The organism is Pseudomonas sp. lyk4-TYG-107 (genome assembly GCF_030209055.1).
GTDB lineage: Bacteria > Pseudomonadota > Gammaproteobacteria > Pseudomonadales > Pseudomonadaceae > Aquipseudomonas > Aquipseudomonas putida_A.
Map to the genome: position 1 here is coordinate 59,766 of NZ_JARVST010000035.1, position 12,315 is coordinate 72,080.

The 12,315-nt window shown below is 60.8% G+C and carries 13 protein-coding genes; 4 read left to right on the forward strand and 9 right to left on the reverse strand.

Features of this window, described 5'->3' with window-relative positions; translation table 11 throughout:
- Positions 1-3: 3 nt before the first annotated feature.
- The 3 genes from QRN61_RS26130 to QRN61_RS26140 are packed head-to-tail and all read left to right on the forward strand — an operon-like array spanning position 4 to position 3,159.
- Entirely contained in the window at positions 4-237 is a 234-nt protein-coding gene (locus tag QRN61_RS26130; RefSeq protein WP_096795226.1) for a PP0621 family protein, read from the forward strand.
- Entirely contained in the window at positions 227-1,816 is a 1,590-nt protein-coding gene (locus QRN61_RS26135; protein WP_096795281.1) for a sensor histidine kinase, read from the forward strand. Before QRN61_RS26130 ends, QRN61_RS26135 begins: the two co-directional genes overlap by 11 nt.
- Positions 1,813-3,159, forward strand: coding sequence for a sigma-54-dependent transcriptional regulator (locus tag QRN61_RS26140; RefSeq protein ID WP_134787358.1), 1,347 nt, complete (start codon positions 1,813-1,815; stop codon positions 3,157-3,159). Before QRN61_RS26135 ends, QRN61_RS26140 begins: the two co-directional genes overlap by 4 nt.
- Positions 3,160-3,274: 115 nt before the next feature.
- On the opposite strand, the gene thiO is transcribed toward QRN61_RS26140, so the two are convergent.
- Genes thiO through QRN61_RS26175 form a run of 7 tightly spaced genes read right to left on the reverse strand, consistent with a single transcriptional unit; the run spans position 3,275 to position 10,041 of the window.
- Positions 3,275-4,375, reverse strand: a complete 1,101-nt coding sequence (gene thiO, locus QRN61_RS26145) for a glycine oxidase ThiO (protein WP_285376169.1) — start codon at positions 4,373-4,375, stop codon at positions 3,275-3,277.
- A gap of 58 nt (positions 4,376-4,433) precedes the next feature.
- Positions 4,434-4,835, reverse strand: coding sequence for a type IV pilin protein (locus QRN61_RS26150; RefSeq protein WP_097089243.1), 402 nt, complete (start codon positions 4,833-4,835; stop codon positions 4,434-4,436).
- A gap of 15 nt (positions 4,836-4,850) precedes the next feature.
- Positions 4,851-7,934, reverse strand: a complete 3,084-nt coding sequence (locus tag QRN61_RS26155; protein WP_285376173.1) for a pilus assembly protein — start codon at positions 7,932-7,934, stop codon at positions 4,851-4,853.
- A complete protein-coding gene (locus tag QRN61_RS26160) occupies positions 7,921-8,400 on the reverse strand; it encodes a pilus assembly PilX family protein (protein ID WP_027612816.1) in 480 nt (159 codons plus the stop codon). The genes QRN61_RS26155 and QRN61_RS26160 overlap by 14 nt, the downstream gene beginning before the upstream one ends.
- Before the next feature lie 11 nt (positions 8,401-8,411).
- Positions 8,412-9,125 carry a PilW family protein gene (locus QRN61_RS26165; RefSeq protein ID WP_285376175.1) on the reverse strand — a complete coding sequence of 238 codons (714 nt, stop codon included), beginning with the start codon at positions 9,123-9,125 and terminating at the stop codon, positions 8,412-8,414.
- Positions 9,122-9,571 (reverse strand): type IV pilus modification protein PilV, encoded by a 450-nt coding sequence (gene pilV / locus QRN61_RS26170; RefSeq protein WP_027612818.1) that lies wholly within the window; start codon positions 9,569-9,571, stop codon positions 9,122-9,124. Before pilV ends, QRN61_RS26165 begins: the two co-directional genes overlap by 4 nt.
- The gene (locus tag QRN61_RS26175) at positions 9,568-10,041 is read right to left on the reverse strand and encodes a GspH/FimT family pseudopilin (protein WP_285376178.1); all 474 of its coding nucleotides are present in this window, start codon (positions 10,039-10,041) and stop codon (positions 9,568-9,570) included. The genes pilV and QRN61_RS26175 overlap by 4 nt, the downstream gene beginning before the upstream one ends.
- Positions 10,042-10,172: 131 nt before the next feature.
- Between QRN61_RS26175 and QRN61_RS26180 the strand changes: the two genes are divergently transcribed.
- Positions 10,173-10,742, forward strand: a complete 570-nt coding sequence (locus QRN61_RS26180) for a GspH/FimT family pseudopilin (RefSeq protein ID WP_285376180.1) — start codon at positions 10,173-10,175, stop codon at positions 10,740-10,742.
- Here the strand turns inward: QRN61_RS26180 and ispH are convergent.
- Both ispH and fkpB read right to left on the reverse strand, forming a co-directional pair.
- Positions 10,699-11,643, reverse strand: coding sequence for a 4-hydroxy-3-methylbut-2-enyl diphosphate reductase (gene ispH, locus QRN61_RS26185; RefSeq protein WP_097089253.1), 945 nt, complete (start codon positions 11,641-11,643; stop codon positions 10,699-10,701). The two genes, QRN61_RS26180 and ispH, sit on opposite strands and share 44 nt — an antisense overlap.
- Before the next feature lie 234 nt (positions 11,644-11,877).
- Entirely contained in the window at positions 11,878-12,315 is a 438-nt protein-coding gene (gene fkpB, locus QRN61_RS26190) for an FKBP-type peptidyl-prolyl cis-trans isomerase (protein ID WP_177325639.1), read from the reverse strand.

Genomic DNA, 12,315 nt, shown 5'->3' on the forward strand with positions numbered 1-12,315 from the left:
ATCATGCTTCGTTTACTGTTCTGGATTGTCCTGATTTTCGCTGCGGTATGGCTGTGGCGCAAATTCAAGGCGCCCGCCTCGTCTACCCAATCGCCCCGCGAGCAAGACGCCGCGCCGATGGTGCGCTGCGCTCACTGCGGCGTGCACCTGCCCCGCGACCGCGCGCTGAACCTTCAGCAACAATGGTATTGCAGCCAGGCTCACCTTGAGCAAGGCCCGGGTGCCAGTGGTCGCTGAGGTCGCCAACGCCGACCGTAAACAGGCTCAGCGCCTGCTGCGCCTGTATCATCTCTACCGTTTGAGCGTCGGCATCACGCTGGTGCTGCTGATCTCCAGCAACATGGACAACCGCCTGCTGACGTCAGCCGACGACGATCTGCTGCGCAGCGGTAGCTGGTTGTATCTGGTGCTGAACATTCTGCTGGTGGTGTTCCTGGAGAACACCCGCCGCCCGGCGCAGTTGTTCACCCTGGCCTTGGTCGATGTGCTGTTGCTGTGCGGCCTGTTCTACGCGGCGGGCGGCGTGGCCAGCGCCATCGGCAACCTGTTGATTGTCTCGGTGGCGATCGCCAACACCCTGCTGCGCCGGCGCATCGGCCTGCTGATTGCCGCCATCGGCGCACTCGGCATTGTCGGCTCCAGCTTTCTGCTGGGCTTCAGTCACCCCCTGAGCGCCAATGACTATCTGCAAGCCGGGACCCTCGGCGCTTTGTGTTTTGCCGCATCGTTGCTGGTCCAGGGCCTGATCCGGCGTCTGGAAGTCAGCGAAAATCTCGCCGAACAGCGTGCCAGCGAAGTCACCAGTCTTGAAGCCCTCAACGCCCTGATTCTGCAACGCATGCGCACCGGCATCCTGGTGCTCGACGAACAGCGCCGGGTACAGCTGGCCAATCACAGCGCGAAAAATCTGTTGGCCCAGTCGCATCTTGAAGGGCATTTGATCAGCGACTACTCGCCGGCATTGGTCGAGCGTCTGCAGCTGTGGCTGAGCAACCCGACCCTGCGCCCGCAGAGCCTGAAGATCCCCGGCAACGGCCTGGAACTGCAACCCAGCTTCATCGCCCTCGACCAGAGTCCCAACCAGCAAACCCTGGTGTTCCTCGAAGATCTGGCGCAAATCGCTCAGCAAGCCCAGCAGCTCAAACTCGCCGCACTGGGGCGTCTGACTGCCGGCATCTCCCATGAAATCCGCAATCCACTGGGCGCCATCAGTCATGCCGCGCAGCTATTGGCGGAGTCCGAGGAACTCGATAGCGCCGATCGGCGTCTGACGCAGATCATTCAAGACCACTCCCAGCGCATGAACCGAGTCATCGAAAACGTCCTACAACTGTCGCGCCGCCAGCAAAGCGCTCCGCAACGGCTGGATCTCAAACCGTGGCTGGAACACTTTGTTGCCGAGAGCCGCGAGCAGGCGAGCGAGCGCCAGTCGATTCATTTGCGGATCAATTCCGGGGACTTCATCACGTTGATGGATCCCGACCAGCTCACGCAGATTCTCGACAATCTGTTACGCAACGGCTGGCGGCACAGCGCCCTGCTGCACCAGCAGGCCGAAGTCTGGCTGGCGCTGTTCGTCGACCCCGACAGCCAGCTGGCGGTGCTCGAAGTACAGGACAACGGCCCCGGTGTCCCGTCCGATCAGCAGGCGCATCTGTTCGAACCGTTCTTCACCACCAGCAGCCAAGGCACCGGCCTTGGGCTTTATCTGTCCCGTGAGCTGTGCGAAAGCAACCAGGCGCGCCTAGACTTCAAACCACGCCAAGGCGGCGGCTGCTTTCGCATCACCTTTGCTCACGGACGGAAACAAAGTTGAACACGAGCCCACGGCAAAAAATCCTCATCGTCGACGACGAACCGGATATCCGCGAACTCCTGGAAATCACCCTGGGACGGATGAAACTCGACACTTTCAGCGCTCGCAACCTCGGCGAAGCCCAGGCACTGTTGCAGCGCAATGCGTTCGACCTGTGCCTGACCGACATGCGCCTGCCCGACGGCACGGGGCTGGACCTGGTGCAGCACATCCAGCAACGTCATCCACAACTGCCGGTGGCGATGATCACCGCCTATGGCAGCCTGGAAACCGCGATCAATGCGCTGAAAGCCGGAGCCTTCGACTTCCTCACCAAACCGGTTGATCTCACGCGCCTGCGCGAACTGGTCAGCACCGCGTTGCGCATGCCAGCGGCGGGTGGCGTCGCATCGTCGATAGATCGGCGCCTGCTCGGCGACTCGCAGCCCATGCGCGACCTGCGCAAACAGATCGACAAATTGGCGCGCAGTCAGGCCCCGGTCTACATCAGCGGCGAATCGGGCAGCGGCAAAGAACTGGTCGCGCGGCTGATCCACGAACAAGGGCCGCGCGCGCAACAGCCGTTTGTACCGGTCAATTGCGGGGCGATCCCTTCAGAGCTGATGGAGAGCGAATTTTTTGGCCATCGCAAAGGCAGCTTTACCGGCGCGGTGGACGACAAACCGGGGCTGTTTCAGGCCGCGCACGGCGGCACCCTGTTTCTCGATGAAGTGGCGGATCTGCCGCTGTCGATGCAAGTCAAGCTGCTGCGGGCGATTCAGGAAAAAGCCGTGCGCAGCGTCGGCGGCCAGCAAGAAACCGTGGTCGATGTGCGCATTCTGTGCGCCACACACAAAGACCTGGAAGCGGAAGTCGCCGCCGGGCGCTTTCGCCAGGATCTGTATTACCGCTTGAATGTGATCGAACTGCGCGTGCCATCCCTGCGCGAACGGCGCGACGACATCGAAGTGCTGGCCACGCACATGCTCCAGCGTCTGGCCAGCAACAGTGGCCAGCCGGCAGCCCAATTGCACCCGCAAGCGCTTGAAGCACTGAAGCGTTATCGTTTTCCCGGAAATGTGCGAGAACTGGAGAATGTCCTCGAACGCGCGCACACGCTGTGCGAAAACCAGGTGATCGAGGCTGCGGATTTGCGCTTGAGCGAAGGCAATTGCGCAGTCGAGGACGGCATTGCCGACCTGACGCAGATCGACAATCTTGAAGATTATCTGGAGAACGTCGAGCGCAAACTGATCCTGCAGGCGCTGGAGGAAACGCGCTGGAATCGTACAGCGGCGGCGCAGCGTTTGAGTCTTTCGTTTCGGTCGATGCGTTATCGCCTGAAGAAACTCGGGCTGGATTGAGGGCCCCTTCGCGAGCAGGCTCGCTCCCACATTGGATTTTGTGAACGACAAAAATCAACTGTGGGAGCGGGCTTGCCCGCGAAAGCGGTCTGCCAGCCAGCAGGGAAAAATCTGACTAAATGCGACCTGCAGGCGCATACGGCGTCGGATCGATAATCGGCGCACCCCCCAGCATCATATCGGCAAACAACTGACACGACGCCGGCGCCAGCACCAGGCCATTGCGGTAATGCCCGCAGTTCAGCCACAACCCCTCAAACCCCGGCACGCGGCCGATATACGGGATTCCCTCAGGCGAGCCCGGGCGCAAACCGGCCCAGTGCCCCACCACTTCGGCCTCCGCCAGCGCCGGCAGCAGCTCGACCGCCGAAGCCTTGAGGCTCTGCAACGCGACATCGGTCGGGGTCTTGTCGTAGCCTTCGTGCTCGAGCGTACTGCCGATCAGAATGTGCCCGTCACGACGCGGAATCGCATAACGCCCCTTGGCCAGCACCATGCTCGGCAGGAAATCCGCTGCGCACTTGTAGAGAATCATCTGGCCCTTGACCGGCTCCACCGGCAGCGTCAGGTCCAGCGTCTTGAGCAGATCACCGCTCCATGCCCCGGCCGTCAGCACCACCTGAGCGCCACTGATCACGCCTTTGGACGTCTCGACGCCAACCACCCGCTCGCCTTCGCGAACAAACCCGCTGGCTTCGCATTGCTCGTGAATCGTCACGTTCGGCAGCGCCAGCAAAGCGGCTTTCAATGATTTGACCAGACGCGGGTTACGCACATTGGCCACATCGGCCATGTAGATTGCCCGGGAGAACCCGCCGCCCAACACCGGCACTGCGTCGTGCGCCGCCGAGATATCAACAGCCCGCAGCGGACGGTTTTCCCGCTCGGCCCAAGCCAGCGCCTCGGCTTCATCCTCCAGATCCAGCCAATACAGGCCGGTGGTGTGCACTTCGGGATCAACCCCGGTATCGGCAAACAGCCGCTCGCCCAGCTGTGGATAAAAATCCTGCGACCAATGCGCCAGCGCGGTGACTGCCGGGCTGTAGCGCCACGGGTACAGCGGTGAAACGATACCGCCGCCCGCCCAGGACGATTCCTGGCCGACGTTCGAGCGATCCAGCAGCACCACGCTGCGCACTTCGGAGGCGAGGTTGTAGGCGGTCAGCAGGCCAATCACCCCGCCACCGACAATCACCACTTGCTGTTGCCTGGTCATGTTTGATCCAACCGTAAAAAAGACAGTGGGCGCAAAAAGGCGCCCTTAAGAAGGTACCTCAGCGGCCCCAGCAATCCTTGGTGGTCAGCCCGGTGGTAGCGTTGTTCATGCTTCTGACGCCGGTGTTGGTCAGGGTGAAGTCCCCGCACTTGTCGGTGGCCATGGCAGTGCCGGCCTTGCGGGTGGCCGTCAGCAGGAAGGTCTGATCAGCGATCGTCGGGGTGATGGTATAGAAATCATTGCCCGCGCTCAGACCAGTGATACCGGTGTAGACGTTGTTTTTGGTATAGAAACGCTCGAGGCTCTGCGCCTGCTCCGAGAGCAGCGACACCACTTCGGCGCGTCGGCCCTTTTTCAGGTATTCGGTGTAGCTCGGTGCGGCGATGGTGATGATGATCCCGATGATCGCAATCACGATCATGATTTCGATCAGGGTGAAACCTCGGTTGAATCTGCGCATGCCTCAAACTCTCACTTACTGTATTTGTCGCCACATGATACGCCGGCTGCCGCCGCCGGATTTTTCCACCAGTGTGGTGACAGTGCCACTGGAATCGTTGACGATCTTGCGCGTCGCGCCATTGACGATGGCGTTCAGGGTCGGAATCCCGCCGGTGAACACCACGCCGCTGGAAATCGTGTCGTTGCTGTCGACCACGCCATCGGCGTTGGTGTCGAGCACCGCGTAGTTGAGCATCTTACCGCTGAACGCATCGAGTTCGACCAGTTTGCCGGTGCCGAAACTGGCACACGGGTCGGTGGTGTCGACACTGGCGGTGGTAAACACGATGCGTCCGAGCACCAGACTGGCCTGATTGATCACCCGCTCGCCGGTCAGTACGTTGTTGTACACCAAGGGCAGGTACCAGCCCTTCTCCGCCGGATAGGTCGTGTCGTTCTGGCTGGTGGTGATGAACTGCCCGGTGCTGCCGGAGAACACCCCGGTCACTGCTTGCGCCTGCAAGCTGCTGACAGTCAACTGGCCGGAACCACCATCGGCGTCCCACACTGAGTAGAACGCCTGCAAATCCTTGTTGGTCTTGTCGGCGGTCTCGTTAAATTTGCCGGTGCCGACGAAGATCTGTTTGCCCCCCAGCGAATTATCCGCCAGCAGCGGCTGCGCGGTGATCGGTTGAGTCGCCCCGCCCGCCGTGGTGAACAGCGGCTTACCGGAAAACGCCACGCCCCAACTGTCGGTCGATGTCGCGCTCAGATCGAACTTCCACAAGCGACCTTTCAGGTCACCGCCGTAAGCGGCCTGCACCACGTTGGAAGAATTGACCTTGAGCTTCACCGACGACAGGCCATTGGTGGTTTCGGTGCTGTCGATCACGATCTTCTTGATCAACGATCCGTCACGCACATCCAGCACATACAACGCCGCCACCCCGGAGCTGCTGCCATAACCATTGGCAATGAACGCCGCCCAGCGACCATCGGCCAAGCGTGCCACTTCCGGCCGGGCATAGGCGTAACCCAGATCATTGAATGCGTTGGCGGTGTTAGCCGTGGCAGGTGCACTGACTTCCCACAGGGCATTGAGCACATTGCCCGCCGACGCGTCGAACAGTTGCAGCGCATAGAAAGTCTTGCCGCCAGCACCGGTACCGCCGATGGCCAGGGTTTTCCAGGCGCTGTTGATTTGCGCGTCATACACACCGACCTGACCGTCCACCAGAAACTTGTGGCTGACGCCATTGATGTAAGCCGGGTCGGCAATCAGCCGCAGCGACGGCAACACGCTGGACGGCATGTAGGCATAACGCCGGGTGCCGTTAGCCGAGTTGATCACGTTGACGAAACCGTCGTTGGCATTCACCACCAGATTCGAATTCATGTTCGCCGCTTTGGTGGTCAGGTACGTAGTGTAGGTGGTGTCACCCGAAAGGTCGGAGGCGGTTTTGTCGCTGGGCGAGGCCAGCACCAGCGGCGAGTTGATGATGTCGCCGAGCAATACGCTGCGCACTTTCAGCCCGGTCTTGTTGGTGCCCTTGCTCCACTCCACCAGATCGCTGCCGCTGATACCGGTGGGCAGGCTCTGGCTGAGCGTCGTCTGTTGGGCTGCGGAAAAGTTGCCATAGGCCAGGGTGACGGCGGCGTTACTGGAGGTGTTCCACGATTGATAGGTTGGAGCGGTCGCGCCCGGCACGATCGTGGTATCGGTGGTCCACAGGGCTGTCGAAGTATTCACCGCGCCGGCCGAGGTGAAGCCGAAAGACTTGATCGTCCCGCGCCAGTCCTTGGGATCGTAGCTGGTCTGGAAATAACTGGTGCCACTGGCCAGCGTGGTACCGCTGGTGACCCCGCTGCCGCCGGAACCGGCCTTGGAAGTGATGTCGCTCAACGCCGAGGACAGCGCGGTGTTGAGACCGGCGCTGTCGGTGGCTTGGTAATACCTGCCCTGCCCGTAAGCGGCGGCGTCCGACAGCATGTCGTTGTCGGCGGTAAAACCCACGGTGTAGGTGTTCATGTTCTGTTTGGGAAAATCCACGGCATTCCAGCTTTTGCCAGCGGCGTCAGTCCCCGTGGAACGCATGTCGATGTCGAAGGCGAATTTGGCAATGTCATCCAGATACAGCGTGTCACCCTCGTTATCGCCATTGAGGTTGTTGCCGTCATTGTTGATACCGTCCCAGTTCGGCAGGCGACTGCCACCCAACGGATCATTGGTGGGAAACGTGCGGTCGTAGGTCGGCAAACCGTCGGTGATCACCACGCCGTAGTTCTTTTGGCAGCGGTACTGAATCGGGCTGGTGTAGGTCGCCGGCGTACTGTTGTAGTAAGGCGCCATGCCACGCATGTAGCGGGTGATTTCGTAATAGGTTTCTGCCAGCGGCGTATTGGCCACGGCGCTCAAACCGTTGATCGAAGAAATCAGCGCGTTGTAGTTGGCGTCGGCCTGCGCCTGGGTCACGCTGCCGGAGACCGGGGACAGGTCGCTGATCGATCGCGCGATATATCCGCCATTGCCCGAATTGTTACTGGTGGCCGGATTGAAGGTCGACAGGCCCATGCGCAAGGTACGGTTGCTGGTGACCAGCGCGGTGGACACATTGCGCGCGACGTTGATCCGATAGTCGTTGGGAATTGCCCCGTTGGTGAAGTCGCGGGTGCCGTTGTTGATCGCCAGCCCGACAACGTAGGCGATGTAGTCCCCGGTGTAGCGGGTGTTGCCGCCACCCACCGGATCCGGCAGTTTCAGGCATAGCGGCGCGATACTGTTGTTGTAAAAGGCATAGGCCCCACTGGAACAACCCGAGGTCGGCAGGCTCGAGAGAAACACCGAATCACCAGTGATGGCAGTAGAACTCAGGCACAGTCCGAGCAACGCGTTGCACTGCCGGGCGGGTGTGCGATCAACGCCGGGGTCGAATCCTGGCGCATAAATAATGCTGTTCATACTGCCGGAATCATCGATCAGCAACATCACGTTGGGCGGCACCGCTGCAGCGCTCAACAGTGGCGAGTCGGACGGCGTGAACGCGTAGGCCGGTGCCGCCAGATACAAGCTCAGCAGCATGCCGGTCAATAACGTCCAGCAGCGCTTAATACTTCGCATAGACGCTCTCCACCACACTGCGCGAAGTACCGGCGATGCCGACTGCCGTAACTCGATACAGCGTCGCCGAAGTGTTGCTCGGCACGTTGACCGCCGTCAGGGTGGTGCCAATGTTCTGCACACCATAAAAGCCGTTACCGGCAGCGATCCACGTAACTCCGGAAGTCGAATTGAACCCCGCCGCGCTGACCACAGAAGACTCCGCCGGCGGCGCACATTGCGTGGTACTGGCACACACCGCCAGCGAATAACTGTCGAGTTGCACCGCACTCTCGCCGATGCGCAACGCCGCCTCGGCGGTCTGGAACGACTGATTGCGCAGGCTGACACTGCCGGCCATTTTCTCCTGCAGGTTGGCACTCTGCATCGACGATAGCCCGATCAAGGTCAGCAGCAACAGAAACACCAGACTGACCAGTAACACCATGCCGCGCTGGTTTTGCCGCTGGTTGAAAGTCATCTTCATCGGCCCGGCCCTCATTGCAAGCGGTTGCGCAACGCGGCAACCACGTTGAAGGTTTGATTGGCCACCCGGTTGTTCGGGTCGGTGAGAGTCAGGCTCAGGCGCACACTGCGGATGCGCGCCGGATCGCTGGGGTTGGCGCTGTAGGAGGACGCCGCGACATCAGTGGCGGCCGTCGCCAGACCGAACATGACGCTGAACGCACTGACATTGTTCACCAGCACCTGTTGGGTCGGAGTGCCGCTGCCGGTGCCCATGAGAATCTGGTTGTTGCTGAAGCTGTAGATCAAGCGGCGGATCGGAAAAGCGATCTGCCCGCTCGCTGCCGCCCGCAACCCGGTATAGGCCGTGGCACTGTTGCGGCAATCGGAGACCACCGTCCAGGTCGGCGTGCCACCACTGCCGCCGACATCGGCGGTAACCAGAGTCAGCTTGAGGTTGCTGTTGTCCCAACTGATCGGGATGATCTGCGCCGCGTTGAAATCCCCTGCCGAACTCGCGTCAGTAATCGTGCCCAGGCAGCCGAACATGCCGACCATGCGCAGTTCCTGAATCATCTTGCTCAATACGAAGCGCGCATCTTCCTGCATCGCTGCAGCGGTGTTCTGACTGACGTAAGTGTTTTTAGCGGCGAGAAACGTCTGCACCACCCCCAGCACGATGATCAGCCCAAGGGCCAGGGCGATAAGCATTTCGATCAGGCCGAAACCACGATTGGAGTGCTTCATGGCGTGGCCACCGGATCGACCGTTGCACGGCTGGTCAGGACGAAACTGCGCGTGGTACCGGTGGCATTCGCGGCCCGTGAGTCATTCCAGTTGATGGTGATGGTGTACACCCGCTGATTGCGGGTGATCGTGCCGGTGGCGGTCGGCCCGCCGAAATTGACGATGTTGGTGGTGAAATCGTAGAGATCCTGATCGCGGGCCACACTGAGGTTGCCCGAGGTCGGCGGTGTCACCGTGTAATCGGCGGCGGAGTTGGCACGGATGCGGTCCATCATGTCGTAGGCGATGAAGCTGGCCTGACTGGTCATTCGCGAACTGTCGGTGTACTTCAGCGCATTCACTTGAACGGCAGCCGCGCCCAATATCCCGACGGTCAGAATCAGCAACGCGACCAGCACTTCGATCAGCGACATGCCCTCCTGTGCCTGTGTGCTCCCTGCCCTCATCCGCAACTTCCACCCAATTGAATTCGTCCATTCAGACACACGTTCAGCGTCCTGCTTTGCGTGCCCAACACGTAACTGATGGCCACCGCCGTCGACGGCGCCGCCAGGCCACCCAGATTATTGAAATCCAGTGCGGTCACTCCTGAGGGTAGCGTCAGAGTCGCGCCGCTGCTCATCGCTGGAACAACCCGCAATACATTGGCCGGTGTGCCAGTACTGTCGTAGACCGACAATTCGCCGGTCCACACGCTGCCGCCGGCGCTCGGGCGCAAGCGCGTGGTCACGCCGCGATCAATCGCCTCCAGCCGGGCATAGTTGATGGCGCGCTGCAGGTCGCCCATTTCCGTGTCGGCCTTGCTGCTCTGGATCGAGCGGGTAAAACCCGGCACCGCGAGGGTGATGAGGATCACCATCACCGCTACCGCAGCCAACAACTCGGGCAGCGTGAAACCTTTTGTACGAAGATCCATCGATGCCCTCCGTTGCCGTCGGCTATACCTGCTTCTACAAACTAGAACATTCAACCGGCCTGCGTCGGTTGATTTGCCCTGCCCGGCGAAAAGGATCGCCCCGGGCTTCATGCTCCACGGAGGGAGTCGTCATGCCGCAACAGGGTTTCAGCCTGCTCGAATTGCTTATGGGACTGGCAATTGGCGCAATTGTTCTGGCGCTGGTCAGTCCGGCGTTCGCCGCCTTCACCGAGTCGACTCAGCGCGACCAGGCGGCGCAGTCGCTGCTCGACGGAATTCGCAACGCCCGCACCCTGGCCATCACCCGCAATCAGAGCGTGGTTATCCATGGCATCAACGGCGACTGGAGTCAGGGCTGGCGGATCATTCTGGATATCAGCGGCAAGGGGCCGCTGGACAGCAGCAATCCGCTGCTGGTGGAGCATGCGAGTGACGGGCGGACACCGATCGTCGGCAATTGGCTGGTCAGTCGTTATGTACGTTTCAGCAGTCTGGGACAACCGCTGATGCCCGGGCGGGCGTTTCAGGCAGGGACTTTACATATCTGTTCGGCACACGAGCCGGTCAGCCAGCGCCAGGTGGTGCTGGCGGCAACCGGCCGGGTGCGCCTGACCAGCGCAAAGGCTGAGCAAGCGCTGTGCCTGAAGGCGAAGAGCGTCAGATCGAACGGACGCGCAGCTCTTTCGGCATCGAGAAGGTGATGTTCTCTTCGCGGCCGGCCAGTTCATCGGCACCGGTCGCGCCCCAGGCTTGCAACTGCTGGATCACGCCCCGCACCAGCACTTCCGGTGCGGAAGCACCGGCGGTGATGCCGATGCGCTCGACACCCTCGAACCAGCTCTTCTGCAGGTCTTCGGCGCCGTCGATCAGGTAGGCCGGCGTGGCCATGCGTTCGGCCAGTTCGCGCAGACGGTTGGAGTTGGAGCTGTTCGGACTGCCCACCACCAACACCACGTCGCATTCGTCAGCCAGTTGCTTGACCGCATCCTGACGGTTTTGCGTGGCGTAGCAGATGTCGTCCTTGCGCGGGCCACCGATGGCCGGAAAACGTGTGCGCAGGGCATCGATCACCCGACTGGTGTCGTCCATCGACAGGGTGGTCTGGGTCACGAACGCCAGTCTTTCCGGGTCACGCACTTGCAGTTCAGCGACGTCTTTCTCGTCTTCGACGAGGTAGATCGCGCCGCCATTGCTGGCGTCGTACTGGCCCATGGTGCCTTCGACTTCCGGGTGACCGGCGTGGCCGATCAGGATGCACTCACGACCGTCGCGGCTGTATTTGGCGACTTCGATGTGCACCTTGGTGACCAGCGGGCACGTAGCGTCGAAAACTTTCAGGCCACGGCCGGCGGCTTCGCTGCGTACGGCTTGAGAAACGCCGTGAGCACTGAAGATTACGATGACGTCGTCCGGCACCTGATCCAGCTCCTCGACGAAGATCGCGCCACGGCTGCGCAGGTCTTCGACGACAAATTTGTTGTGCACCACTTCATGACGCACGTAGATCGGCGGCCCGAAGACTTCCAGGGCGCGGTTGACGATTTCGATCGCCCGGTCCACACCGGCGCAGAAGCCACGGGGGTTGGCGAGTTTGATTTGCATGCTGTGCCTCGTGTCTTGCGCGCAAGAAATAGCGAAAACGGTTGAAAACATTGTGGGAGCGAGCCTGTTGTGGCGAGGGGATTTATCCCCGATCGATTGCGAAGCAATCGTCAAAACAGTCAACGCTTTCCGGTTCTGAATCGCGGTGATCAGATTCGGGGGCGCTTCGCACCCCATCGGGGATAAATCCCCTCACCACAAAAGCCCGCTCCCACAGTGGTTTTGCAGTGTTACTCAGATCGCTTTGACGTTGATGATCTCGACGTCAAAGGTCAGCGTCTTGCCGGCCAGCGGGTGGTTGAAGTCGATGGTCACTTGCGCGTCATCGAACTCTTTCACCACACCCGGCAGCTCAGTATTGGCCGCATCATTGAAGATCACCAGCAAACCCGGCGACAACTCCATGTCGACGAACTGCGAACGCGGGATGATCTGTACGTTTTGCGGGTTCGGCTGGCCGAAAGCGTTTTCCGGCTCGACGGTCAGCGTACGCTTGTCGCCGGCCTTGAAGCCGAACAATGCTGCTTCGAAACCCGGCAGCAGGTTGCCGTCGCCGACCTTGAAGGTCGCCGGAGCCTTGTCGAACGTGCTGTCGACCGTGTCGCCGTTCTCCAGGCGCAATGCAAAGTGCAAAGTGACTTCCGTGTTCTGGCCGATGCGTTGCTCAGCCAA